Source organism: Leptotrichia sp. HSP-342, from assembly GCF_041199995.1.
GTDB lineage: Bacteria > Fusobacteriota > Fusobacteriia > Fusobacteriales > Leptotrichiaceae > Leptotrichia > Leptotrichia mesophila.
This window is the reverse complement of sequence record NZ_CP165646.1, coordinates 1,754,780-1,781,510: the sequence shown is the minus strand read 5'-3', so window position 1 is coordinate 1,781,510 and position 26,731 is coordinate 1,754,780. Positions and strand designations below refer to the sequence as shown.

At 28.3% G+C, this 26,731-nt stretch carries 29 protein-coding genes; all 29 read left to right on the top strand.

Features of this window, described 5'->3' with window-relative positions:
• Positions 1-81 precede the first annotated feature (81 nt).
• The 29 genes from ruvC (at position 82) to AB8B23_RS08900 (ending at position 26,673) form a co-directional block, all read left to right on the top strand.
• Entirely contained in the window at positions 82-651 is a 570-nt protein-coding gene (gene ruvC / locus AB8B23_RS09040; RefSeq protein WP_369712472.1) for a crossover junction endodeoxyribonuclease RuvC, read from the top strand.
• Positions 652-700: 49 nt separating this feature from the next.
• The gene (locus tag AB8B23_RS09035) at positions 701-1,162 is read left to right on the top strand and encodes a tRNA (cytidine(34)-2'-O)-methyltransferase (RefSeq protein WP_039900861.1); all 462 of its coding nucleotides are present in this window, start codon (positions 701-703) and stop codon (positions 1,160-1,162) included.
• 51 nt (positions 1,163-1,213) lie between these two features.
• A complete protein-coding gene (gene thyA / locus AB8B23_RS09030; RefSeq protein WP_369712471.1) occupies positions 1,214-2,083 on the top strand; it encodes a thymidylate synthase in 870 nt (289 codons plus the stop codon).
• A gap of 133 nt (positions 2,084-2,216) precedes the next feature.
• Positions 2,217-2,726 (top strand): dihydrofolate reductase, encoded by a 510-nt coding sequence (locus AB8B23_RS09025; protein ID WP_369712470.1) that lies wholly within the window; start codon positions 2,217-2,219, stop codon positions 2,724-2,726.
• A gap of 30 nt (positions 2,727-2,756) precedes the next feature.
• Positions 2,757-3,317, top strand: a complete 561-nt coding sequence (locus AB8B23_RS09020; RefSeq protein ID WP_369712469.1) for a TetR/AcrR family transcriptional regulator — start codon at positions 2,757-2,759, stop codon at positions 3,315-3,317.
• Between the two features lie 115 nt (positions 3,318-3,432).
• The gene (locus tag AB8B23_RS09015; protein WP_369712468.1) at positions 3,433-4,107 is read left to right on the top strand and encodes a lysophospholipid acyltransferase family protein; all 675 of its coding nucleotides are present in this window, start codon (positions 3,433-3,435) and stop codon (positions 4,105-4,107) included.
• Between the two features lie 52 nt (positions 4,108-4,159).
• Entirely contained in the window at positions 4,160-6,061 is a 1,902-nt protein-coding gene (gene metG, locus AB8B23_RS09010) for a methionine--tRNA ligase (protein WP_369712467.1), read from the top strand.
• 89 nt (positions 6,062-6,150) lie between these two features.
• Complete coding sequence (locus AB8B23_RS09005; protein ID WP_369712466.1) at positions 6,151-6,282, top strand: hypothetical protein; 132 nt, start codon at positions 6,151-6,153, stop codon at positions 6,280-6,282.
• Positions 6,279-7,538, top strand: a complete 1,260-nt coding sequence (locus AB8B23_RS09000) for an SLEI family protein (RefSeq protein WP_369712465.1) — start codon at positions 6,279-6,281, stop codon at positions 7,536-7,538. The genes AB8B23_RS09005 and AB8B23_RS09000 overlap by 4 nt, the downstream gene beginning before the upstream one ends.
• A 24-nt stretch (positions 7,539-7,562) precedes the next feature.
• The gene (locus tag AB8B23_RS08995) at positions 7,563-8,090 is read left to right on the top strand and encodes a DUF5105 domain-containing protein (protein WP_369712464.1); all 528 of its coding nucleotides are present in this window, start codon (positions 7,563-7,565) and stop codon (positions 8,088-8,090) included.
• Between the two features lie 97 nt (positions 8,091-8,187).
• Positions 8,188-8,682 carry a TlpA family protein disulfide reductase gene (locus AB8B23_RS08990; protein WP_369712463.1) on the top strand — a complete coding sequence of 165 codons (495 nt, stop codon included), beginning with the start codon at positions 8,188-8,190 and terminating at the stop codon, positions 8,680-8,682.
• A gap of 136 nt (positions 8,683-8,818) precedes the next feature.
• The gene (gene rpsO, locus AB8B23_RS08985) at positions 8,819-9,082 is read left to right on the top strand and encodes a 30S ribosomal protein S15 (RefSeq protein ID WP_021743041.1); all 264 of its coding nucleotides are present in this window, start codon (positions 8,819-8,821) and stop codon (positions 9,080-9,082) included.
• A gap of 74 nt (positions 9,083-9,156) precedes the next feature.
• Positions 9,157-10,020, top strand: coding sequence for a lysophospholipid acyltransferase family protein (locus AB8B23_RS08980; protein ID WP_369712462.1), 864 nt, complete (start codon positions 9,157-9,159; stop codon positions 10,018-10,020).
• A gap of 89 nt (positions 10,021-10,109) precedes the next feature.
• The gene (locus AB8B23_RS08975) at positions 10,110-10,511 is read left to right on the top strand and encodes a hypothetical protein (RefSeq protein WP_369712461.1); all 402 of its coding nucleotides are present in this window, start codon (positions 10,110-10,112) and stop codon (positions 10,509-10,511) included.
• Positions 10,512-10,523: 12 nt separating this feature from the next.
• Entirely contained in the window at positions 10,524-12,098 is a 1,575-nt protein-coding gene (gene rny, locus AB8B23_RS08970) for a ribonuclease Y (protein ID WP_369712460.1), read from the top strand.
• A gap of 202 nt (positions 12,099-12,300) precedes the next feature.
• Positions 12,301-13,080 carry a TIGR00282 family metallophosphoesterase gene (locus tag AB8B23_RS08965; RefSeq protein ID WP_021743045.1) on the top strand — a complete coding sequence of 260 codons (780 nt, stop codon included), beginning with the start codon at positions 12,301-12,303 and terminating at the stop codon, positions 13,078-13,080.
• A gap of 18 nt (positions 13,081-13,098) precedes the next feature.
• Complete coding sequence (gene prmA, locus AB8B23_RS08960) at positions 13,099-14,022, top strand: 50S ribosomal protein L11 methyltransferase (RefSeq protein ID WP_369712459.1); 924 nt, start codon at positions 13,099-13,101, stop codon at positions 14,020-14,022.
• A 122-nt stretch (positions 14,023-14,144) separates the two neighbouring features.
• Positions 14,145-14,789 carry a (d)CMP kinase gene (gene cmk, locus AB8B23_RS08955; protein ID WP_369712458.1) on the top strand — a complete coding sequence of 215 codons (645 nt, stop codon included), beginning with the start codon at positions 14,145-14,147 and terminating at the stop codon, positions 14,787-14,789.
• Between the two features lie 231 nt (positions 14,790-15,020).
• Positions 15,021-15,302 (top strand): HU family DNA-binding protein, encoded by a 282-nt coding sequence (locus AB8B23_RS08950; RefSeq protein ID WP_369712457.1) that lies wholly within the window; start codon positions 15,021-15,023, stop codon positions 15,300-15,302.
• 95 nt (positions 15,303-15,397) lie between these two features.
• Positions 15,398-16,645: a 3-deoxy-D-manno-octulosonic acid transferase gene (locus tag AB8B23_RS08945; protein ID WP_369712456.1), complete on the top strand. Its 1,248-nt coding sequence runs from the start codon at positions 15,398-15,400 to the stop codon at positions 16,643-16,645.
• A gap of 107 nt (positions 16,646-16,752) precedes the next feature.
• A complete protein-coding gene (gene trmB / locus AB8B23_RS08940; RefSeq protein WP_369712455.1) occupies positions 16,753-17,583 on the top strand; it encodes a tRNA (guanosine(46)-N7)-methyltransferase TrmB in 831 nt (276 codons plus the stop codon).
• Positions 17,584-17,689: 106 nt separating this feature from the next.
• Positions 17,690-19,231 carry a methyltransferase regulatory domain-containing protein gene (locus AB8B23_RS08935; RefSeq protein ID WP_369712454.1) on the top strand — a complete coding sequence of 514 codons (1,542 nt, stop codon included), beginning with the start codon at positions 17,690-17,692 and terminating at the stop codon, positions 19,229-19,231.
• Positions 19,232-20,079: 848 nt separating this feature from the next.
• Positions 20,080-21,150, top strand: a complete 1,071-nt coding sequence (locus tag AB8B23_RS08930) for a mechanosensitive ion channel family protein (RefSeq protein WP_369712453.1) — start codon at positions 20,080-20,082, stop codon at positions 21,148-21,150.
• Positions 21,151-21,233: 83 nt separating this feature from the next.
• The gene (locus AB8B23_RS08925) at positions 21,234-21,878 is read left to right on the top strand and encodes an MBL fold metallo-hydrolase (protein WP_369712452.1); all 645 of its coding nucleotides are present in this window, start codon (positions 21,234-21,236) and stop codon (positions 21,876-21,878) included.
• Between the two features lie 28 nt (positions 21,879-21,906).
• Complete coding sequence (gene dtd, locus AB8B23_RS08920) at positions 21,907-22,347, top strand: D-aminoacyl-tRNA deacylase (RefSeq protein WP_369712451.1); 441 nt, start codon at positions 21,907-21,909, stop codon at positions 22,345-22,347.
• 18 nt (positions 22,348-22,365) lie between these two features.
• A complete protein-coding gene (locus AB8B23_RS08915) occupies positions 22,366-23,187 on the top strand; it encodes a C40 family peptidase (protein WP_369712450.1) in 822 nt (273 codons plus the stop codon).
• 175 nt (positions 23,188-23,362) lie between these two features.
• Positions 23,363-24,361 carry an aspartate-semialdehyde dehydrogenase gene (locus tag AB8B23_RS08910; protein ID WP_369712449.1) on the top strand — a complete coding sequence of 333 codons (999 nt, stop codon included), beginning with the start codon at positions 23,363-23,365 and terminating at the stop codon, positions 24,359-24,361.
• A 6-nt stretch (positions 24,362-24,367) separates the two neighbouring features.
• Positions 24,368-25,933 (top strand): ABC transporter substrate-binding protein/permease, encoded by a 1,566-nt coding sequence (locus tag AB8B23_RS08905; protein WP_369712448.1) that lies wholly within the window; start codon positions 24,368-24,370, stop codon positions 25,931-25,933.
• Positions 25,933-26,673: an amino acid ABC transporter ATP-binding protein gene (locus tag AB8B23_RS08900; protein WP_369712447.1), complete on the top strand. Its 741-nt coding sequence runs from the start codon at positions 25,933-25,935 to the stop codon at positions 26,671-26,673. Before AB8B23_RS08905 ends, AB8B23_RS08900 begins: the two co-directional genes overlap by 1 nt.
• Positions 26,674-26,731 lie beyond the last annotated feature (58 nt).

Genomic DNA, 26,731 nt, shown 5'->3' with positions numbered 1-26,731 from the left:
TATACGGAAATCTTGCATACAACCTTTAGGTGTGATATAATAAAAAATAAAGAAATAAGAAAGTAAATAAATAGGAGAAACATGAGGATTTTAGGGATAGATCCTGGTACAGCAATAGTAGGATACGCCGTTGTAGATTATGAAAATGGTAAATATGTGCCACTTGATTATGGCTGTATTTTTACGGATAAAGATGAGGATATGCCAGTAAGGCTGGAAAAAATTTATGATGGACTGGAAAATATTATAAAGCTTTGGAAGCCAACAGATATGGCAATTGAAGACTTATTTTTCTTTAAAAATCAGAAGACGGTAATAAAAGTTGGACAGGCTCGTGGAGTCATAACTTTAGTAGGGCAGAAAAATAAATTGAATTTATACAGTTACACTCCGCTTCAAGTAAAAATGGGAATTGCAAGTTATGGTAGAGCTGAAAAAAAGCAAATTCAGGAAATGGTAAAATTAATATTAAAATTAGAAGAAATCCCAAAACCTGATGATGCTGCGGATGCACTTGCTATAGCAATTACTCACATTAATTCCAAAATAGGATTTGGTGGTTTTGATAGAGGAGATAACATTACCAAAAAATTAAATAAAATTACTTCTAATCGAATAAAACTGGAAGATTATAAAAAATTGATGAAATAAATAGATTTGTATGGTAAAATAAACTTGAATAGAAAGAATGGTAGATAAAATGAACATAGTTCTATTAAATCCAGAAATTCACGTAAATACAGGAAATATAGGAAGAACTTGTGTCTTAACAAACACAAAATTACATTTAATAAAACCTCTCGGTTTTGAACTGGATGATAAGAAAATAAAACGTGCGGGACTAGACTACTGGAAAGATGTACAGCTTTTCGTGTGGGAAAATTGGGAACACTTCTGGCAGGAAAACATCGAAAACAGCAATGCAAAAATCTATTTTGCAACAACAAAAACAAAACAGAGATATACAGATGTGAAATTTAATGACAGCGATTATATAATGTTTGGGCCTGAATCACGTGGGATACCTGAAGAAATATTAAATAAATACAAGGAAAGCAACATCACGATTCCAATGCTTCCCCTTGGGCGTTCACTGAATTTGTCCAATGCTGTCGCGATTGTGCTGTTTGAAGCTTTGAGACAGAATAATTTTGAATATTAATTTAAACCTTATAAAATTAAAATAGGTGAGAAAAATAGAATTGGAGAGAAAATGAAACAATATCTGGATATGGTTAAGTATGTACTTGATAATGGGATAAAAAAAGAAAATAGGACAGGAGTTGATACAATTTCTACTTTTGCTTATTCATATAAAGTAGATTTGAGCAAAGGTTATCCCCTTTTGACAACAAAAAAAATGTATTTTAACTCAATGTTGCACGAACTTTTCTGGTATTTATCAGGAGAAGAGCATATTAAAAACTTGCGAAAAAAGACAAAAATATGGGATGCCTGGGCAGATGAGGAAGGAAGGCTAGAAACGGCTTATGGAAGATTCTGGAGAAGATATCCAGTACCTGAAATTTCATTAGATGGAGAAGTTTTTGCCGATGAGAATAATCCTTGGGTGACTAGAGAAAAAAATGGGCAGCTTGTATTTGACCAGATTCAGTATATTGTTGACACTCTGAAGGAAATGAAAACAAATCCTAATCATAAAAATGGAAGAAGAATGATAGTTTTAGCTTGGAATCCAGGAAATGCAACAATTAGTAAATTGCCACCGTGTCATTATACTTTTGCGTTTAATGTTCTTGGAAATAAACTTAACTGCCATTTAACTCAAAGAAGTGGGGATATTGCACTTGGGATACCGTTTAATCTAGCTTGTTACTCATTGCTTACAATGATGATTGCAAAAGAATGTGGTTATGAAGTTGGAGAATTTGCTCACACAATAATTGATGCTCACATTTATGAAAATCATATTGAAGGGCTAAAGGAACAACTGACAAGAGAGCCGTTAAAACTTGCTAGAATAAATATAGCAGACAAGCCATTTAATGAATTGACATTCGAGGATATTACGTTAGAAGATTATGAAAGCCATCCTGTAATTAAATTTGAAGTTGCGGTTTAAGAATGGAAAAGTTTAAGAAGTAGTAGAATATAGTAAAATCAGTATTTTAAACTAGTATATAAAGTTAAATAAAAGATAATGGTTTTTCTATATTTTATTACTTCGATTAAATTATAAAATTAAGGAGTATAAAATGTATAGCATAGTAGTTGCTGTTGGGAAAAATAATGAAATTGGAAAAAATAATCAGCTTTTGTGGCGTATTCCTGAAGATTTGAAAAAATTCAAAGAAATTACAACAGGAAAAACAGTTGTAATGGGAAGACATACTTATGAGAGTATAGGTAAGCCGTTGCCTAATAGAAAAAATATTGTATTTTCAAAATCATTTTTTAATCTAACTGAAGAAAAAGATATATATGAAACAAAAACTACAAAACTAAAAATATGTAATGATTTTTATAAGTTTGTTAAACAATATGAAAATGTAGAGGAAGAAATTTTTATTATTGGAGGAGAGCAAATTTATAAAAAATCATTAGAATTAGAAATTGTTAGTAAAATTTATATGAGTTATATTGATTTTTCCGATACAGCTGCAGATGCTTATTTTCCAAAGATAGATTTGGATAAATGGATAACTTTGACTGAGGAAAATCACGATGGATGGAAATTTTGTATTTATGAAAAAATTAATGGATAAAACAGATGAAAATCTGAAAAGGAGAAAACGATGCCTAGACTTAAGTTTACGAAAGAAGTGATAATTGAGGCTGGATATGAGTTAATGAAAAAAGAAGGCTTCCAAAATGTAAGTGTCAGAAAAATAGCAAGTTATCTGAAGTGTTCTACGGCGCCTATTTACTTTAACTTTAATACAGTAGATGAATTAAAAGAAGAAATTATAGACATGTGTAAGGAAAAATTAAAAAAATACTTATATGGAAATTATGCTGAAAGAAAAATATTGAGTGGAGCAATTGGTTTTGTGATATTCGCTAGAGAAGAAAAGGAATTATTTAGGACAATTTTTCTTGATACAACAGAAAGATTTGAAAAACTTTACGAAGTAACGCTTCGAGAGTTCTTGACAAAAGAAAATCTGCTGGAAAGTTTTCCTGCTTTAGAGGAAGAAGAGGCTAAAAATGTCATAAATAAAATATGGTATTTTCTATTTGGTTATGCAACTATGCTTTGTACAAGACTTGATGAAAATTATAGAAAAAATGAGACTAATGAAGTTATAGAAAATAAGATTTCCGATATAGTGAAACATTTTAAAATGCAAATATAACAAAAATTTAAATATCTGCTAATTTAATATGGAAATTATAAATTAAGATTTAGTCAATTTTGGTTAATTTAATTTGATAAAGATTGGGTGTAATTTAAAAATAGTGGGAGTGAAAATGAATAAATATAAATTTTTAGGTTCTATTCTTCATGTTGTATACAGGATATTAAGTTTTATGACTAGAAAAGAATATTTTTATGCAGATAGCGTTAAAATAAACGAACCTAACATCATTGTTTTTTGGCACAGAAAAATTTTTACAGTATGTAATGCTACACGAATTATTGATAAAAAGGCTTCCATCGTAAGTGCCTCAAAGGATGGAGAAATCTTAGCAGAATTACTTAGAAGAGAAGGGAATGAATTAATACGAGGTTCGTCGAATAGAGACAATATAAAAAGTTTAAAGGAAGCTATGAAATATGCCAAGAAAGACTATACTCTTGGAATTGCGATTGATGGTCCGAGTGGTCCTATTTTTGAGCCAAAAGCGGGTGCAATTTTTATAGCACAAAAAACAGGAATGCCGATTGTTCCAGTCAGTTCTTACTGCAGTAAAAAATGGATTTTTAAAAATATGTGGGACAAACTTGAAATACCTGTTCCATTTTCTAAATGTGTTCATTATGTTGCAGAGCCATTTTACTTAACAAAGGAAATAACTTTAGAAGAGTCGATAAAATTAGTAAAAGAAAAAATACATCAGGCTGGAAATAAGGCATTTGAAATTTACAGTGAAAAATATAACAAAAATAAGAATGTTGAATTTAATGAAGAAAGTTTTAAATAAAAAGATAAATTTTTAGATATTGATAAATTATAAAATTAGAGGGAGGAAAAATATGTCAAAAGCATTTTACATAACAACGCCAATTTACTATCCTAATGCGGCACCACACGTGGGAACAGCGTATACAACAATAATTTGTGATGTTGTTTCCCGATACAAAAGGTTAATTGGTGAAGAAGTTGGCTTTATGACTGGAGTCGATGAGCATGGGCAGAAAATTCAGGAAGCAGCTGAAAAAAATGGATTTACGCCACAGCAATGGGTAGATAAAATGTCTCTTAATTTCACAACTTTATGGGAAAAGTTAAATATTTCAAATACAGATTTTATGAGAACAACACAAGAAAGACATTTGAAAACTGTAAAAGAAATAATAAAGAGGGTGCATGACAAGGGAGATATTTATAGAGGAGAATATGTTGGTAAATATAGTGTTTCTGAAGAAACTTTTGTACCTGAAAATCAGCTTGTTGATGGAAAATATATGGGAAAAGAAGTCATTGATGTAAAAGAAACTTCATATTTCTTTAAATTATCTAAGTATGAAAATGCACTGTTAGAACATATCGAAAAAAATCCTGATTTTATAAAGCCTGAAGGTAAGAAAAATGAAGTAATTGCCTTCATAAAACAAGGGCTTCAAGATTTATCAATTTCAAGAACTACATTTGACTGGGGAATACCATTAGAACTAGAAGAAGGGCATGTAATCTACGTTTGGTTCGATGCATTGAATATTTACTTGACTGGTGCAGGATTTTCGACTGATACAGAGCAGTTTGATAAATTCTGGACTAACGGAACTGTAAATCATGTTGTTGGAAAAGATATTCTGAGATTTCACGCTATTATCTGGCCTGCGATGCTAATGTCGGCTGGAATAAAGTTGCCTGATACGATTGCAGCACATGGATGGTGGACTGTAGAAGGTGAAAAAATGTCAAAATCACTTGGAAATGTTGTTAATCCAGAGGAAGAAGTTGAAAAATACGGACTTGACGCTTTTAGATATTATCTGATGAGAGAGGCGACTTTTGGTCAGGATGCTGATTATTCTAAAAAGGCAATGGTTCAGAGAATAAATGCTGACTTGGCAAACGATTTAGGAAATTTACTTAATAGAACGATTGGAATGCAAAAAAAATATTTTAATTCAGAAGTTGTATTAAATGAAGTTGAAGAAAGTTTTGATATTGAAATTAAGGAATTATGGAAAAATACATTGATTGATTTGGATAAGCATATAAATAATTATCAATTTTCTGAGGCATTAAAGGATATTTGGAAATTTATTTCAAGAATGAATAAATACATTGATGAATGTGAGCCTTGGAAACTTTCAAAGGATGAAAGCCAAAAAGATAGATTGTCAACAGTCATGTATAATTTAGTGGATTCACTTTACAAAATTGCAGTGCTTATTTCACCATTCATGCCAGAAACTGCACAAAAAATGATAAATCAGTTAGGACTTGAAAAAGATATTACAAAATTACATTTAGATGATATAAAAGAATGGAAAAGTTATCCCTTTGGAAATCGGTTAAATGAAGCAGTTCCGCTGTTCCCAAGAATTGAATTGGAAGAGGAACCTAAAAAAGAATACAATGAGGACTTGAAAATTGAAAATCCAATTACAATAGATGATTTTAATAAAATTGAAATAAAAGTTGTTCAAATTGAAAAAGTAGAGAAAATTGAAAATGCGGATAAATTGTTAAAATTTATTGTAAATACTGGAAAAGAGAAGAGACAGATTATTTCAGGAATTGCAAAATGGTATCCAAATGAACAAGAACTAGTTGGGAAAAAAGTACAGGCTATACTGAATTTAAAACCGGTAGAATTAAAAGGAGAATTATCACAAGGAATGCTACTGACAGCAACTGAAAAGAAAAAAACGAAACTTATAATTATTGACGATGAAATAAAAATTGGAACTACTGTGAAATAGCAGTATCAAAAATCAATAATTCTAGGTTTATTAGATTCTAAGTAAAAGCGGGGGGAAATTTTTTTACGAATAGGAAATGTGATAAAAGTATGAAAAAATGGATATATATAATAATTGCATTATTATTTTCAGTAGCTTGCTCAAAAACAGATGCTGGTTATGATGCACTTGAAAAAGGACTTATTGGAATTCTTGAAAAAAGGATTATGAATATATTATGAAAAATATAAATGAATCAGCAAAAGCTGGAAATGAAGATGTTTATGGACTTGCCTATACTTATCTAGCTGAAAATGGAACTATGTTCTTTAATAGATATATGAAAAAAAGTAAAGGGCTTGCTGAATATTATCAAGCACTTTTACTTCAGCAGACAAATGGAGACGAAAGTCAGATCATAGACCTTTTGGAAAGTTCTGCAAAACAGGGAAATGTAAAAGCCTATTATGTAATAGGAACTATATATGAAAATAAGCTTGAATTTACAAAGGCACAGGAATATTTGAAAAAAGGAAGAGACGCTAATGAAATTTATGCACTGTATTCTTATGAGTATAATAAAAATTTGATGAATTTTTATAAAAGGATAGAGGAATTAAATAAAAAATTAAATAATGGAAGTATTTCTGTGGAAGAAAAAAAGGAACTTGGAACTTTAGTTTTGGAAAAAGTTTCTAATACTGAAAAAGCCTATGATATTTTAAAAGATTTTTTGTCTGAAAATTACTCGCCTGCACTTTACGCGAAAGCAAAATTGCTGGAAAATGATGATAAAGAAGAGGAAGCAGTACAAATTTACAACCAGATATTTTCACAGAATAAATATTATCTTGCAGCATTTGAACTTGCTTCAAGGCTTGTAAAAGGGGAAAAGAATTATGATCTTGCATTAAAAATACTGGAAGATACAAACTCAGACGAAGTATTAATTCTCGGATATAAAGGATTTATCTATGAAAATTTAAAAGATTTTACAAAAGCAGAAGAACTTTATCAAAAAGCTGCAAATAAAAATGATATTGATGCAATGAATTATCTAGGTCGTCTATATGAGACTCAAAAGGAAATAAAAAAAGCAAAAAATATTTATAATAAAGCATATTTACTAGGTTCAATCTCAGCTGGATATAAACTTGCTTATATTCTAGAAGATATGGAAAAAGAGAAAAATCCAGCAAAAGCTGAGGAAAATCAAGTAAAACAAAGCAAAGAAGCAAAAAAAATACTAGAAAGACTTGCAAGTAGCGGAGATGATTATTCAATGGTTGACTTGAGCCTTTACTATCCTGAAACTGACAAGATGGTAAGAATTCTGAATCTACAGGCTGCTGCAAAACTTAATACAACAGCCTTTTACAATCTAGGAGTTTATTATTATAATCAAAAAAATAAACAAAAATCAAAATTCTATTTTAAAGTCGCTAAAGAAAATGGCTATGATATTGGAGAAATTTTTGATGCTTATTTAGTAAACTAAATGAAATATTAGAAGGAGAGAATTATGAAAAAATATATCTTATTGTTGTTAAGTATGATTCTAATGACTATAAGCTGTGGAAGGGATGCTGTCGCTAAAAGAATGTTTGAACAGCATATGAAAATTATTCAATCTGGAGATATGAATAAGATAAAAAAATGGGATTCATCAATGAATATTCCTGGAATTGGAATTGTACTTGAAGGATTTAAAAAAATTACCTACAAAATAAATAAAGTTGAGACAAAAGATAAAATAGCCACAGTAAATGTTACTATAAAGTATCCTGATTACAGCACTTTTGGAAATGAATTTCATAATATGATTACTGAAAAATATAAATCTTCAAATATAGCTTCAAAATCAGAGATCGATAAGATAGTTGTTCAGGAAGCAACTAAATTCTTTAATGAGAAAATAAAAGAAAACAAGTTATCTTATAGTGAAAAAACAATAAATATAATTTTGGAAAAACAAGGAAATAACTGGGTTTTAGATGGAGAAAAAAATTTAGAGTTTATTTCTGTTTTAACACTTGGATTAGATAAATAAAAACAAATATTTTGACAGAAAATTCTAATAATAATAGTGTATAATTACAAAATTGTATAAACAATAAAAAATTAAGAAAAAGGAGAAAACATATAAAATGAAAAAAATAATTTTAATGATGTCATTGCTTTTATTATTTGTGGCATCTTGTGGAAAAGAATTTAGTGTTGATGTAGATGGGAAAGGGAAAGTTCCAAAATTTGAATTGAAGGAGTTAAATAGCAATAAAACTGTTAATAGTGAAAAAATTATGAACAATGGTAAGAAAACATTAATGATTGTTGCTGCTGAATGGTGTCCACATTGTAAGGAAGAATTGCCTGAAGTTCAGAAATTTTATGATGCAAATAAAGATAAAGTTAATGTAATAGTTGTATTTACAAATTCTCAGACTGATTTAGGGAAAACACAGACTTATGTAAAGGATAATGAGTATACATTCCCAGCCTACTATGATGAAAGCGGTTCAATTGCTCGTGGGTTTGCAGTTGATGCATTTCCATATAATTTAAAAATAAATAATGGTAAAGTTGAAGAAAAGCTTGAGTTGCCAGTTGATTTTGATTCATTAACAGCTTCGTTTGCAAAATAGGAAATTTTTGAAAAAATGAAGTTGGAAGCCTTTACAAATAGAAAAATATATGATAGAATAACATTTGAATTTATACTATGAATATAAGTTTGCCGCTATATTCTTGGTTTAAATAATAATTATTAGGAGGAAAACAATGGCATTAAAACCGAAAAAAGAAATTATTGAAGCATATGGAAAAAATGCTCAAGATACAGGATCTGCTGAAGTACAAGTTGCACTTCTTACAGATAGAATCAGTCATTTGACAGCTCACTTAAAAACACATCCTAAAGATGTGCATTCAAGAGTAGGATTACTAAAAATGGTTGGTAAAAGAAGAAGATTATTAAACTACATCAAAAATAGAAACGTTGATGATTATAGATCATTAATCGAAAAATTAGGAATCAGAAAATAGTAATTAAGATAAAAGAGCGTATTTTATGTATGCTCTTTTTTTAAAAATAAATTTTTAAGGAGTTTAAAAATAAGATGAAATATAAAGTAAGTGAAGAAATAACAGGATTTTTTGTTATTTTGATAAAAAAGATTTTGTCAATTTTTTCTCTTAAAATGAGATATAGAATTTTTGAAAGTTTTGGGATAGCAGCATATTATCTTATAAAAAAAAGGCGGCTACTTACGATAGATAATATAAAAAATGCTTTTCCTGAAAAAAATGATGAAGACATTGAGAAAATTGCAAAAGAATCATATAAAACAATGGGAAAAATGATTATGACTTCTATTTTTTTGGAAGAAATTACACGAGATGGAAATACTGTTGTAGAAAATGAGGAGCTGATGGGACAGGCTTGTGAAAATAATGAAAAGGCGGTTTTAATTGTTTCACTTCATCTTGGTGGATTTGAAGCTGGGAGCAGAATGAGGAATATAAGAAATTTTTATGCTGTTTTTAGAAATCAGAAAAATAAAAAAATTAATGACTTGATGACAAAATGGCGTGAAGAGGGAGGTCTTAATTCCTTGCCGTTACATGATAGTGATAATTTGAGAAAAGCAATAAATGAAAAATCAATCATTGCTCTTGCTTCGGATCATTATGGAAAAGATGTGGATGTGAAATTTTTTGGACGTGAAACAACTGGAGTTGCAGGACCTGTCTTGCTTTCAATGAAGCATAAAATACCGATAGTTCTTGCTTATGCTGTGTTTGAGAGAGATGTGATATATGTTAAGAATAAAAAAATTATTGAAATAGAAAAACAAGAAAAATTAAAGGAAACAATGCGATATAATATGCAAAAAATTTATCATGAATTTGAGGAAATTATTAGAGAATATCCAGAGCAGTATATGTGGCAGCATAAAAGATGGAGAAATAAGAAAAAATAGTGGAAAAAAACGAAAAAATTTATTTTTTCTAACTTGAATATGTGAAAAAATTGTGATAAAATTAAATGACGAAGTTTTTGGAGGAAAATATGAAAAAATATTTATGTCTATTTATTTTGTTGATTCTTATGAGCTGTACCAGCCTTACTGCCTCTGAAAAAAAAGTAACTCAAATTGAAGCTAAGACAATTAGCTCTCAAATAATGCAAGTTACAGAAGAGTTAAAAGATGCTGCCAGTTCAAACGAATATAATAAATTAAAAGAAGTTTTTTTACCTACATTTAAAAATAATATTATTGTAAAAAAAATGCAAGAATACGATCTTTCGGGATTGACATTTGTTTTTTCTGATGTTAATGTCGTATCTAAAAATAAGGCAAATAGTATTATGGTAGTTAATTTTGCCACAGCAAGCAATTATTATAAACTAACTTGGAAAAAAACAAATGATAATACTTGGAAGATTTCAAATGTAGCTGAAAAAAAATAAGAAGGGAGAAAAATGAGCATATCAATAGCGATTTTGTTGATTGTTATTTTTTCTTTTTTAACTTTTTTTATAGCTTATTTTTTTGGGAGTTCAATTTTTAAGAAAAAATACGGAGATTTGAACGAACTGGAATTAAAAATCGTTGATGCTAAAAGAAGACTTGAAACATCAAAAAAAGAAGTTGAAAGAGAAATTGAATCGTTTAGAAAAGAAGAAACACTAAAAGTAAAAGAAGAATTGTTAAATGAGAAAAAAATAGCAGATGACGAAATAAAGAAAATGAAATCAGAACTTGCTACAAAAGAAGAAAGAATTGCCAAAAAAGAAGAGACATTAGAAACAAAAATGGAACGGTTGGAAGAAAGAGAAGCTAAAAATGAGAAATACCGTGAAAAATTGTTCCGAAGAGAAAAAGAACTAGAAGAAATGATTGCAAATGAAGAAAAAGAATTGGAAAGAATTTCAGAACTGACACAGGAAGATGCAAGAAAAATTATTTTGACTAAACTGGAAAATGAACTAGATCACGATAAAGCTGTATTAATAAGAGATTATGAATATAATTTAGACAGGGAAAAAGATAGAATTTCAAAAAGAATTATTTCAACAGCAATTGGAAAAGCTGCTTCAGATTATGTTGTTGATTCTACAATTTCAGTTATTCAGTTGCCAAGTGAAGAAATGAAAGGTAGAATTATTGGACGTGAAGGAAGAAATATAAGAGCTATTGAAGCCGCAACAGGAGTTGATTTGATAATTGATGATACTCCAGAAGCAGTAGTACTGTCTTCTTTTGATGGAGTAAGAAGAGAAGTTGCTAAAATTGCACTTGAAAAATTGATTTCAGATGGACGTATTCATCCAACAAAAATAGAGGAAGTTGTAGCAAAAGCACAGCATGAAGTAGATGAAAGCATATTAGATGCTGCCGAACAGGCTATTTTAGAAGTGGGAATTCCAACATTGCCACGTGAAGTATTAAAAGTATTTGGACGTTTGAAATTCAGAACATCTTTTGGGCAAAATATTTTACAGCACTCAATAGAAGTTGCACATATAGCTTCAGCTTTGGCAGCAGAAATTGGTGCAAATGTTGACATTGCTAAAAGAGCGGCATTATTGCATGATATAGGAAAAGCATTTTCGCATGAGCAAGAAGGATCACATGCTATAAATGGTGGAGAATTTTTAAGAAAATTTTCAAAAGAAAGTGAAATTGTAATAAATGCTGTAGAATCACATCATAATGAAGTAGAGCAATTAAGCATAGAAGCTGTATTAGTACAAGCAGCTGATTCAATTTCAGCATCAAGACCAGGAGCAAGACGTGAAACATTATCAAATTATTTAAAACGTTTGGAACAATTGGAAGAAATTGCTAATAGTCATGAAGGAATTGAAAGTTCGTATGCGATTCAGGCTGGTAGGGAATTAAGATTAATTGTTCATCCAGATAATATTGATGATGACAAAGCTACGATACTTGCTAGAGATGTAGCAAAAGAAATTGAAGAAAAAATGCAATATCCAGGACAGATAAAAGTTACTGTTATTAGAGAAACTAGAGCTGTGGAATATGCAAAATAAATAAAAATGAACTAAAAGAGAGCTTATCCATTAAAAATATCTTTTTTAAGATAATTTTTATTCAGGAGGCTCTTTTTTATAGTAAAACCAGCCTAAAAAGATTAAAATATCAAAAAAATAAATTAAGAAAAACTATAAAAAAATTATAATATGTAGTATAATAAATATTAGATAAATTTGAGATGCAAAGGGATGATTTTACATGAAATTTTTAATAATTGGTGATATTGTCGGTAGACCAGGTAGAACTACATTGTTTAAATATTTGGAAAAAAGAAAACAGAATTATGACTTTATTATCGTAAATGGAGAGAATTCAGCTGGTGGTTTTGGAATAAATGTAAAGATTGCAAAAGAAATGTTTAATCGGGGAGTAGATGTCATAACTCTTGGAAATCATAGCTGGGATAAAAGGGAAATCTATTCATACATAAATGAACAGAAAAATTTGATTAGACCGATAAACTATACAAAGGAAGCACCTGGAAGCGGTTATACAATTGTTGAAAAAAATGGAGTGAAAGTAGCAGTTATAAATGCCCAATGTAAAGTATTTATGCCACCAATTGCTTGTCCATTTTTGGCAGTTGAGGAAGTTTTGCCACAGATTAAGGAACAAACAGATATAATAATTCTTGATTTTCATGGAGAAGCCACTTCAGAAAAACAGGCAATGGGATGGAACTTATCTGGAAAAGTGTCAGCAGTTTATGGAACGCATACACATACACAGACGGCAGATGAAAGAATTTTGCCAGGAGGGACTGGATATATTTCAGACATAGGGATGACTGGAGGACATGACGGTATTCTAGGAATGAATAGAAAAGAAAGTATACAAAGATTTAAGGATGGAATGCCAACAAGATATTCTGTATGTGAAGAAAACTTGAGAATCAATGGAATTGAGCTGGAAGTGAATGAAAAGACCGGTAGAGCATTATCAATTAAACGTGTGAACATGGGATATGATGAGATATAAAAAAAGGAAAATGAAAAAATGAAATGGATAAAAGTAAAAGTAGATTATTTTTCGGATAACTTAAAAGAAACGAAGACAAAATTAGTAAATATGTTTGATGAAATTGGAATTAAACAGATAGAAGTTATTGATTACTTTTCTGAAAATATACTGGATTATAATGCTAATTTCGCAATAAAAAATGATGTTTGGAGTATAATTGGATATATTGTTGATAATAGATTTGCAAATACAAAATTAAATATTATTTTTAATAATTTAAAAGAATTTCAGAATTCAGATACAGAGTTTATGTATGAAATTTACACAGCTAAATGCAATGACGAAGATTGGCAAGATGAATGGAAAAAATATTTTCACACTGTAAATATAACTGATAATATTGTCATAAAACCAAGTTGGGATAAGTATGAACCAGAAAATAATGAAATTGTAATCGAAATTGATCCAGGGCTTGCTTTTGGGACAGGAACGCATGAAACTACTTCATTGTGTGTGGAATTTTTAGAGAAATATTCTGAAAACAAAAAGAAATTACTGGATATAGGCTGTGGCTCTGGAATTTTGATGTTAATTGGGAAAAAATTAGGTGTAGAAAAGGTTGTTGGAATTGATATTGATGAAAAAGTTCGAGATGTTGTTTTGGAAAATTTTTCTAAAAATGACATAAATGATAGTTTTGAAGTGATAATTGGAAATTTGGTAGATGACATCAGCGAAAAATATGATTTAGTTGTTTCAAATATTTTGGTAGATGTTCTGGAAAAATTGCTTGAAGATATAGAAAAAACTCTGGAAAAAGGTGCAACTGTTATTTTTTCTGGAATTTTGAGTGAAAAGGAAGAGGCATTTGTGAAAAAGGCTGAAAATTATAATTTGAGACAAGTTGATAGAAAAGAAAAAAATAACTGGGTTTCACTTGTTTTTAAATATAAAAACTAATTGATTTAAAGTAGAAAAATCTCGTTATTTTTGTGAAATAGTCAAAATTTTCAATTTTAAAATAATTAAAATTTAAAAATAGAAAATGAAATAAAAATAATAAAAAAGAAAGTAGGAAGAATATGATAATTGCTATTGATGGTCCTGCTGGAAGTGGGAAAAGCACTATCGCAAAATTGATTGCAGAGGAGCTGGGACTTGTTTATCTTGATACAGGAGCAATGTATAGACTTGTTACGTTAAAGGTTTTAAATGATGGAATTTTGGGTAATTTAGACAAAATCATAAAAATGCTGGATGATTTGAGAATTGATATTAAACAAAATGGATTTTATCTAGATGATACAAATGTGAGTGAGGAAATTAGAAAACCTGTTGTTTCAGAAAATGTATCCGATATTGCAGCGATACGTGAGGTTCGTGAAAAAATGGTCGATTTACAGAGAAAATTTTCAGAATCGAAAAATGTGATTCTAGACGGGCGTGATATTGGGACAGTTGTTTTTCCAAATGCGGATGTAAAAATATTTTTGATTGCAGATGCCAAAGAAAGAGCGAATAGACGTTATAAGGAACTTGTTGCAAAAGGGGAAAATGTTAAAATTGAAAAAATTTATGAAAATATTTTGAAAAGGGATAAAATTGATTCAACAAGAAAAGAGAGTCCACTAAAAAAAGCTAATGATGCAATTGAAGTAGATACAACTTCTAAAAATATTGAGGAAGTAAAAAATGAAATTTTATATATAATTAAACAAAAGAAGTAATAAATTTTTTTTATACGAAAAAATTAGAATCTTATTTTAAACATATACATAAAAGCATGAAATTTAATAAATAATTTGATTTTATTTTTAAAAAAATTAGAAAAAACATAGAATGATAAAAAAATGAAAAAAAATCGAGAAATTTAAAAAAAATACTAGACAAATACTGAAAATAGTGTATAATAGTTTAGTACTTTAATTAAAGAAGAATAATTTGGAGGTTTGATTAATATGTCAAAAAAAGAATTTGTAGATGCTTATGCAAAAGCTACAGGAGAAACTAAAAAAAGAGCAGAAGAATTGGTAAACCAATTTTTAGAAACTGTTGAAGAAACATTATTAAAAGGAGATTCTGTTCAATTTGTTGGATGGGGAACATTTGAAGTAAAAGAAAGAGCTGCAAGAACAGGAATTAATCCACAAACTAAAAAAGAAATTAAAATACCTGCTAAAAATGTTGTTAAATTTAAAGTAGGTAAAAAATTAGCTGATAATGTAGCAGAAGGAAAATAATTTTTACTTTGCAAATTAATAAAAGGCTATTTCTAATGTAAATTCATTAAGAGATAGTCTTTTTACTTAAAACTAAATTAAAAAATGAGGAAGATATGATTTTATATAATTTATTACGAATTCTACTTTATTTTATAATATCTATTCTGGCAATATTCAATAAAAAACTGTTAATTTTTTTTAAATCACGTCTATTTCAAAAAATGGGAAATGATAGTTTCCTTAATAGTAATAAAGAGACAATACTTATCCATTTCTCGTCAGTAGGGGAGTTTAATCTAACGCAGGAATTAATTGAAAAAATATTGAAAGATAAAAAACAGAAATTAATTCTTTCTGTTATGACAGATACCGGATTTTCGGCAGTTAATAAAAAATATTATGAAAATAAGAATATTAAAATATTTTATTTTGCACTTGATGATTTTTTTGCAATCCGTAAAATTTATAAAAAATATAAAATTAAAAAAACAATTGTTATAGAAACAGAGATTTGGCCAAATTTATATTATTTTGCTTCAAAGAATGGAGAACTATTTATTATCAATGGAAGGCTTACTGAAAAAAAATTAAAATCGTATCTTAAATTTAAATGGATTATAAAGAAAGTAATAAATTATGCTAAAAAAATAATGGTGCAAAGCTTTCCTGACAAAGAGAGATATGAAAAATTAGGAATTGACAAGAATAAAATCAAAGTTTATAAAAATCTGAAATATTCGATTAAATACAATAAAATCACGGAAGAACAGATAAAAAAATATCATGAAACAGTTATAGATAAAAATAAAAAAGTAATTGTATGTGGAAGTACACGTCCAAATGAAGAAAAAATTTGGTTGGAAGTATTTAAACAGATAAATATTAATAATGAATATCAATTAGTACTTGTACCAAGACATTTGGAAAGAACTAGTGAAATTGAAAATATTATTTTGGAAAATTTTTCAAAAGATGATTATTTGCTAATTACACAAATTGAAAAAGATAAATCAAATTATAAAATTCAAAATTATAAAAAAATAATTATAGTCGATAAAATGGGAGTTTTAACGGATTTTTATCAGATGGCAGATTTTGTCTTTGTTGGTGGAACTCTCACTGATATTGGGGGGCATTCGATTTTGGAGCCACTATATTATGGTAAAAAGCCAATTATTGGAAAATATTTTCAGAATATAGAGGAAATTGTGAAGTATGCAAAAGAGCTAGGATTTATTGAAATTGTGGAAAACGAAAATGAAATTATCGAATATTTGAAAAAGTCTGAAAATATTGATACAAAAACATTTTTTGAAAAAAATAATGAGATAGATAAAATTTTGAAAGAAATTTTTGGTTGATATTATCTAAAATTTCATGGTGATTCTATTTTAAGATTAAAATAGAAGGCTAGACTCTAACTTTTAAGTTGAAAAAATAATTTTAAAAATAAGGAAAATAATTAAAAATGGAAAATACGAATAAAATTGAAATTATCGGAAAAAATGGACAAAAAATAAAAATTACAGAAGCTGAACAGAAACGAAGGAATAAAATAAAAAAAGTAAATGATGAATTTAAAAAAATTAATGCTGAAAAAAGTAAAATTATAAATGAAAAAGAGATTTGGAAGTACTTTTTTGAAAAGCCTAAAAAAAATTATAATAAATATATGTATGAAATGCTTGAATTTCCTGAGCATTTGATGTATAATAATAAAAGTGTTGATGAATATCGTGGAAAATGGAATGAGTTTTTTCAAAATAATAACGATATTTATTTAGAAATTGGCTGTGGAAGTGGAAATTTCACTGTTGTAAATGCACAAAAATTTAAGGACAGAAACTATATTGCTTTAGAATTACGATTTAAGAGACTTGTTTTAGGTGCAAAAAAATCTAAAAAAAGAAATTTAAATAATATTCTGTTTGTAAGAAAAAGAGCAGAGACAGTATTGGATTTTATTGGAGAAAACGAGATAACAGGAGTTTACATTAATTTTCCTGATCCTTGGGAAGGTGAAGAGAAGAAAAGGGTAATAAATGAAAACTTGTTTGTAAGACTTGATATTATAATGAAATCAGGTGGAATGTTATTTTTTAAGACTGATCATGAACAATATTATGAAGATGTCCTGGAATTAGTAGATAGACTTGATAACTATAAGACTATTTATCATACGAAAGATTTACATAATTCTGAAAAAGCAGATGAAAATATTAGAACTGAATTTGAAGAAATGTTTTTAAGCAAACATAATATGAGTATCAAGTATATTGAAATTAAAAAAGTTAAATAAAAATTTAAATTAATAAAATATTGAAAGGAGATTAAATATAAGAATAAATCTTAGATTATGTAATGGTTAGAAAACTATTAATCTAGATTTCTTATATTAAAAAATTATGGAAAATAAAAATACATATAATGAAGTACTTTACAAATCTAATCCATTTAATTACACTATACCAGCATTACTAGAGGCTCAAGGAAAGTTATTTGGATTGACACCAAAGGATTCTAGAAAAGCTAGAGTCTTAGAATTAGGATCATCGTTTGGAGGAAATATTATAACACAGGCGTTGTATAATCCTGAAGCTGAATTTATTGGAGTTGATTTGACAGCGGAACAAGTAAAAAAAGGAAATGAAGTTATTGAAAAAATTGGATTACAAAATATTAAATTAATTGAAAAAAATATTTTGGATATAAATGAAGATTTTGGAAAATTTGATTATATTATCGTTCATGGTGTATTTTCATGGGTTCCTGAAATTGTGAAGGAAAAAATTGTGAAAATATGTAATGAGAATTTAGCTGAAGAAGGAATCGCTTATATTTCTTATAATACATATCCTGGATGGAAAGAACCTGATAAAATACGTGAAATGATGATTTATGCTAATAAATATTTTCCAGAAATTTCATTAGGAGATAAAACTCAACGTGGAAAAACTTTTATTTCAATTATAGCCGAACAAATGAAAAGCTATGCAGATATTATTCAGAAAAAAGGAGATTTTGTTCGACAAATAGAAGAAATTTTAGGAATGCAAGATTATTATGTTGGACATGAGTACTTAGAAAATTTCAATAAACCAATTTACTTACATGAATTTGTAGATCTATTAAAAAAAGAAAATTTAGAATACATCTCAGATATTTCATTAAGATTATCTATTATAAGTGTGTATAATGAAAGTACAAAAGAAAAGTTGTATCAGTTATCACAAGGTAATAATGTAATAAAAGAACAATGTCTTGATTATATACTTGATACTAAATTTAGAAGATCACTAATCTGCAAAAATAGTCAAATAGAAAAACTGAATTTTACTGAAACCTTCCCTAATGATATAATAGATTCATTTTTATTAACATCAACATTTACAAAAGAAGAATTAGAAACTTTAAATGAAGAAAATATAAAAATGATAATGCTTCATTTTTTAGAAATACCAAATAAAAGTTTTAAGATTAATGATGCTATAAAATATTGGGAAGAAAATTCTCAAGAGGAAAAAACAGAAGAAGAGAGAAATGAAATTATCATGAATCTAAGAAAATTTGTTTTAAATAGTATGATTAATGGTAAAATAAAATATTACTGTTCTGAAAATGAAATAATAACTTATGAAGAAAATAAAGTTTATATTCCTAAAAAATTTAGAAATTATATAAGAGTTTTAACTATTGGAGAAGGAGTAGGAGCGATTGGAATTGGAAATTCTAGAAATGAAATAGTAGGTGATATAAATGATGTAGATATAATTGTTGCAGATATTTTATCAGAGCCAAAAACAGAAGCAGAAGCTATAAAAGAACTAGAAAAAACAAATATTTATAGAACAATGCCAACTGGAGAAAGAATACAGATAACTGCTAAGGAATATTTTCCTGAAAGTATAAAAAAATTAGAGAATTTAGGATATTTTGTTAAAAAATAGTAGAATGAAAATAATGAAATGTGATAGGTAAAAATATATACTTATCACATTTTTTATTTTGTTAAAAAAATAATAAAAATTAAAATATTTTCATAGACAGAATAAAAAAAATGTGCTATAATAAAAAAACGCAAATTCTTTAATAATTTTCATTATTTATTTAGATATTTTTTAAATTAAATTATTAGAAATTAAATATATGTTAGATAGTGTTTTTTCGTATAATTTGTAATAAATCTGTTCGACAATCTTTTTTAAAAAAATGATACTAGGATATAATAATATTGGTGATTATAATAATAAATAATATTGAAAGAATATTGAAAGAATAAAAAAATTTGGTAAAATGTCGCAATTAATATTGCAATTTATGATATTAAAAAATATTTTTGATAAAATGTTAGAACTTTTGAATGAAGCATACAGAATCGACATTCAAGAAGGGAATATCAGCTAAAATTGTCTATCCTTGCTAGGCTTAATTATGTATTCATTTTATTATGAATATAGTTCTATGGAAAATATTATCTTTGACTATGATATTACAAAAGTATCATCTACGAGTGAGTTAAATAAGATGAAACAGATAAAAAACAGAGAGTTTTTCATGAAATTTCCATTAATTTATGAGATTTATAATTTTGGATTATAGACTGTCGAACAGGGCTAATATAATTTTATTTCTAAGTTACTTTACTTTATAATCAAAGTAATTTTAAAAATAAAAAGTTTAAAATAAGACGTGTACTATATTTAAAACTAACTTTTAAATAATTATATGAAAAAGAAATAAAAGGAAAGGAATGTATATATAGTTATACAACTTTTATATACTGTCGTATATATTTATGAAAGAATTACAAAAATTTTTGGAATTAGAGAATATAATTAAATTTTTGAAAACTAATATATTTAGACTGTTTATAATCTTTTTAATTATAAAAATTGGAAAAATATTTAAGACTAGAATTGAAAAAATATTAAAGATTATAATGGAAAAGTCAAATGTTGATAAAAGTTTAGCTTCATTTTTACTTTCAATTTATTCTATTTTATATTATTTTATTATAGTTTATTCTTCTATTGGAATTCTTGGAATTAACACATCTTCCATCACAACTTTTCTAGGAGCGGCTGGGATAATTTTTGGGATTGCTTTTAAGGAAACTTTGGGTAACTTTTGCGGTGGACTTATAATTCTTACATTTAAGCCATTTCGAGTTGGTGATACAATTGAGTATAATAATTATATTGGTACGGTTAAAAAGATTGAGCTTTTTTATACAAAAATGTTAAATCCACAAAATGAGCTTGTAATAATTCCAAATGGAATAGTTACGAATACGGAAATCCGGAACATTAAGCAGGATGGGGAGCGTAGGCTTGATTTGAAAATTGGCGTTTCGTATAAGAGTGATATTCAGAAAGTAAAGAAGGTCTTAGAAAGAATAGTGAAAGAAGAAACGATGGATGAAGTAGAAGAAACTAAAATAAAAAATAACTTGCTTGCAAAAATTCAGAATACAATACTAGAAAATAAAGAAAAAAGTAAAGTCAATTTATTTTCAGCGATTTTTTCTAGAAAAAAAATGAAGGAAGCTGAAGATGAAGTAACTAAAAAAATAGAAGAAGAAACTTCCAGAAATAGTAAAAATATACAAAATACTGTAATATTGAAAAAAGATAGCGACGAGGATAAAAAGATGATTCTAGCTTCAAAAGATTCTATTATTGGAGTCGGAGAATTAGCTGAATCTGCAATAATTTTTTATATCTATGTTTATACGCGTTCAGAAAATTATTTAGATCTGAAACTAAAGTTAAATGAAAAAATCAAGTCTGAATTTGATAAGGCTGGAATTGAAATTCCTTATCCACAAATGGATGTACATATAAAAGAATTTGAAAATAAAATATAAAAAATATTTAATATAAGTATTCTTTAACTTTATCAGTTTAATATAAAGTAGTCAGAAAATAATAGAAAATAGAAGGAGAAATTATGGAAATAAGGAAATTTTTGAATGACAATGCGGTACAGAGTAACTGTTATGTGATTTCTTATGGTAATGATTGCTACGTTGTAGATCCTGGTCAGGAAAAGATGAATGAAGTTGTTAGTTATATTAGTGAAAATAAATTAAATTTGTTAGCAATACTTCTTACTCACGGGCATTGGGATCATATTCTAGGAGTTCCATCAATATTGGAATATAAAAAAGTTCCAATTTATATAAGTGAAGGCGGATATGAATTTTTGTTTAATCCTGAATTGTCACTTTTTGTTTGGAGAGAAGGAAAATTTGAATTAGATAAGGAAAATGTTCAAATTGTAACACTAAGGGAAAATGATAAAATCGGAAAAGAAGGGAAAGTCCCTGAAAGCTGTCTAGAATTTAATTTTGAAATAATTGAAACGCCAGGACATAGCAGAGGGGATATTTGTTATTACGATAAGGTTAACAAGATATTAATTTCTGGAGATACAATGTTTCAAGGAACTTATGGAAGAGTAGATTTACCAACCAGTGATCCTATTGAAATGGGAAAATCGCTAAAGAAATTATTGACATTGGATGAAAATATCAAAGTTTATCCTGGACACGGTTTTGATACTATAATCGGTCAAGAAAGAAGATATTATTAACGTTATAATTTAAAAATTAAGGGAAAAAATGAAAATAATAGTTCAAAGAGTAAATTTTGCAGAAATATTTGTAAATAATAAATTTAAGGGAAAAATTCAAAAGGGAATAGTTGCATATATTGGAGTTACTAATGGAGATTCTATAAAGGATATTGATTTTTGTATTGACAAATTGATTAATCTGAGAATCTTTGATGATGAAAATGGTAAACTGAATTTATCAGTAAAAGATATAAATGGAAATCTTCTAATTGTAAGCAATTTTACGATTTATGGAAATACAAAAAAAGGAAGAAGACCTAGTTATACTGATTCAGCACCAGCTAGTGAAGCTTATGAAATTTATAATCTTTTTGTAAAAAAACTGGAACAGACAGGAATTAGATTTGAAACTGGAGAATTTGGACAATATATGAGAATTGTTTCTGAAAATGACGGACCTGTAAATTTAATAATTGATTCAAAATAATTTTAGAGAGGAGAAAAGATGGTACGAAAATCAACTTTTACTATGGCATGCATGCTAATGACTGTAGGATGTGCTAATTTACAGACAAATGAAGCAAGTAAGGGAAAAACTGGAGAAACAAACAATAATGATTTTTCATCAAAAAATAATTTAGGAAATGAAAATATTACTATTGAAATTATAGGAGGAAAAAAAGAAAAAATAGAAAATCACTATTCTACTTCAAACAATAGTTCAGAACAAAAAAAGAGTGCACATAAAAGTACAGATACAGTTAGAAAGTCTGAAAAATATAGTGAATTAAATGAAAAAATAGATGATTTGAAAGTAACAAAGTTATTTGATGAAAATAGACTTGTTGATCGTTCAATGCCAAATTCACAATTGGTATTACAAAAATTATCTGAATTAAAGAGAAGACATCAAGAAATATTGTTAAATGGTACTTTTAGCCAAAAAAAAACAGTAGAGTTGCAAAATCAATTATTAAAGGCATATAGTAATTGGAAAGGTACAAAATATTCGCTTGGTGGAGATTCAGAAAATGGAATGGATTGCTCAGCATTAACACGTAGAGTTTATCGTGAAGTTTATGGATACGAACTGCCAAGACAAACTGTGCAGCAAGTAAAAGTAGGAACTCATGTTTCAAAAGAAAATTTGAAACCTGGAGATATTGTGTTTTTTAGACCAGAAGAAAAAAACAATCATACAGCAGTTTATTTAGGAGATACGCTTTTTATTAATGCTTCAGCTTCAAAAGGAGTTGTAATCTCAACTTTGGAAAATACATACTGGAATAAATATTTTAAATACGGTGTGAGAATAAGAGAAGTTTAATAAGATTTAAGAAATATGTATTTTTGGATACATATTTTTTATTATTTCATTTTTCATATTGAAAAAGACATAAGAATAGTGTATTATATATACATTAGATTTAGGGTAATGTAAAGAAACAATCAAATTTTTAGATATAGAACCTTAATCAAAAAAGTTTTTAGGAGGAAAAATAATGAAAAATTACAAAGTAGCAATTGTCGGGGCAACAGGACTTGTTGGAAGAACATTTCTAAAAGTATTAAAGGAAAGAAACTTTCCAGTAGAAAAATTATACCTTTATGCTTCAAAAAATTCAGCTGGTAAAAAAATTGAATTTAATGGAACAGAATATACTGTTATGGAATTAAAAGATGATGCAATAGCTGAGGATATTGATGTGGCTTTATTTTCGGCTGGTGGAGCAGTATCGCTTGAATATGCTCCAAAATTTAAGGCAAAAGGTGCAGTTGTTATAGACAACAGCAGTGCTTGGAGAATGGATAAAAATATTCCGTTAATAGTTCCTGAAGCAAATCCAGAAGCGTTAGAAAATCATCCAGGAATTATTGCAAATCCAAACTGTTCAACAATTCAGGTGATGCCTGTATTAAAAGTTTTACAAGAAAAATATGGATTGAAAAGAGTAATCTATTCAACTTATCAGGCTGTGGCAGGTTCTGGACAGAGAGGACTTGATGATTTGGAAGCTAATCTAAAAGGAGAGCCTTCAAAAGGATATCCGCATCAAATTGCATTTAATGCATTGCCACACATTGATGTTTTCTTAGATAATGGATATACAAAAGAAGAAGAAAAAATGATTAATGAAACTAGAAAAATATTGAATTTGCCAGATTTAAAAGCAACTGCGACTTGTGTGAGAGTACCAGTTAGATATGGGCATGCGGTATCTGTAAATGTCGAATTAGAAAGACCATTTGAATTGGAAGATGTAATTCGTGCATTTGAGGAAAAAGAAGGAGTTATAGTACAAAATGATGGTAAGAATAATGTTTATCCAATGCCGATAAATGCTCAGGATACTGATGAAGTTTATGTTGGAAGAATTAGAAGAGATTTTTCAGCAGACAATGCTTTGAATTTATGGGTTGTAGCAGATAATATAAGAAAAGGTGCCGCTACAAACACAATTCAGATAGCTGAAACTTTAATAAAAAAAGGAGCATTATAATAAAATATGAAATTCAGTACAATAAGAAATAAAATATTAATATTATTAGTTTTTGTTGCAACTTTCATAACAGGCTATAGTGATGATATAAAGGTTGGGATGGAGTGTGGATACGCTCCTTTCAACTGGTTTCAAAATGATGCTAAAAATGGTGCTGTAAAAGTTGATGGAGGTTATTGTGGGGGATATGACGTTGAAATAGCCAAAGTTATTGCAAAAAAACTAAATAAGAATCTTGTGATTGTAAAAACAGAGTGGGATGCTTTACTTGGACCTGCTATTAATTCAGGGAAAGTTGACCTAGTTATAGCGGGAATGTCAGCAACACCTGAAAGACGGCAAAGCCTGACTTTTTCAAAATCTTATTATGAATCAGATTTAGTAGTAGTTGTGCAAAAAAATGGAAAATATGCAAACGCCAAGTCGATTAATGATTTTGTGGGAGCGAAAATTACAGGACAGTTAAATACTCTTCATTACGATGTTATTGATCAGATGAAAGGTGTGCAAAAGCAAACTGCAATGGAAAGTTTTCCAGCTATGATAGTAGCATTAAATTCAGGGAAAATTGATGGCTATATATCAGAAAGACCAGGAGCAATGGCAGCGCAGTTTTCAAATCCAGATTTAAAATTTATTTCATTTGATAAAAATACAGGATTTAAGTATGATACAGTAGAAGTAAATGTTGCAGTTGGAATGAAATTGGGAAATACAGAACTGGAAGAGCAGGTTAATAAAATTTTGGATGAGGATTTGACTCCAAAAGTGCGACAGGAAATAATGGAAAAGGCTATACAAAATCAGCCAGGTGGAAATTCGCGTTCATTTGCTGGATGGGTAATTTACTTTATTCAAAAAAACTGGAAAAAGTTTGTAAAAGGGACACTTGTAACTCTATTTATTTCGATTACAGGGACAGTAGTTGGATTTTTGATTGGTCTAGTAGTTACGTTATTTAGACATTCGGAATCTGAAACTGATGAGCAGACACAAAAATATAAAAAATATGGACTTAAATTTATAAATGTACTTTCATCAATTTATATTGCTGTATTTAGAGGAACTCCTATGATAGTGCAGTCAATGGTAATTTATTATGGATTATCTCAGGTGTTCAATATAAATTTATCGCCAATGGTAGCGGCATTATTTATTGTATCAATAAATACAGGTGCATATATGAGTGAAATTATCCGTGGAGGAATTGATTCGATTGACAATGGACAATTTGAAGCGGCAAGGGCTATTGGAATGACGAATTTTCAATTGATGCAAAGTATTATTTTTCCACAGATGTTTAGAAATATTTTACCAATGATTGGAAATGAGCTTATTGTAAATATTAAAGATACATCTGTATTAAATGTGATAAGTGTGACAGAATTATTCTTTATTTCAAAATCTGTTGCGGGAACTTACTCGCGTTATTATGAAGTATTTATTATAACAAGTGTGATTTACTTCTTCTTAACGTTTACATTATCATTAATCTTAAAACAAATCGAAAAACGAATTGACGGGCCTCAACATTTTGAAATTTTGGATGATGCTAATGGGGAGGAGAAATAATGAGTAAAAAAGTTATTGAAATAAAAAACATTAGAAAAGATTTTGGAAAGAGAACAGTTTTAAAGGATGTAAACTTTGATGTTTATGAAAAGGAAGTTGTAAGTATAATTGGTTCGTCTGGAAGTGGAAAATCAACACTTTTAAGATGTATAAACTTACTTGAAAAGCCTACTAGCGGACAAGTCTTAATTCATGGAAAAGATGCAATGGCAGGAGATGTATCACTTGTTACGTTGCGCGAAAAAGTAGGAATGGTATTTCAGCAGTTTAATTTGTTTAATAATTTAAGTGTTTTAGAAAACTGTGTAATTGGACAAATGAAAGTTTTGAAAAAGTCAAGAGACGAGGCTGAAAAAATAGCAAGAAAATTTTTGGCAAAAGTAGGAATGGAACGATTTGTTCATGCAAAGCCAAATCAAATTTCGGGTGGTCAGAAGCAACGGGTGGCAATAGCAAGAGCATTGGCGATGCAGCCAGAAGTTTTGTTGTTTGATGAGCCAACATCAGCACTAGATCCTGAAATGGTTGGAGAGGTTCTAAAAGTAATGAAAGATTTGGCAAAAAGTGGACTTACGATGATTGTTGTAACGCATGAAATGGATTTTGCCCATGATGTTTCGAGTCGAGTTGTATTTATGGATCAAGGTATAATTGTGGAAGATGACAAGCCTGAAAATATCTTTGAAAATCCAAAACATGAAAGAACTAAAGAATTTTTGAGTAGAATGTTAAGTAAATAACTTGGGAGTATTTATAAATTAATACTAAAAAAGTATTAAAACTAAAAATATTCCTTGA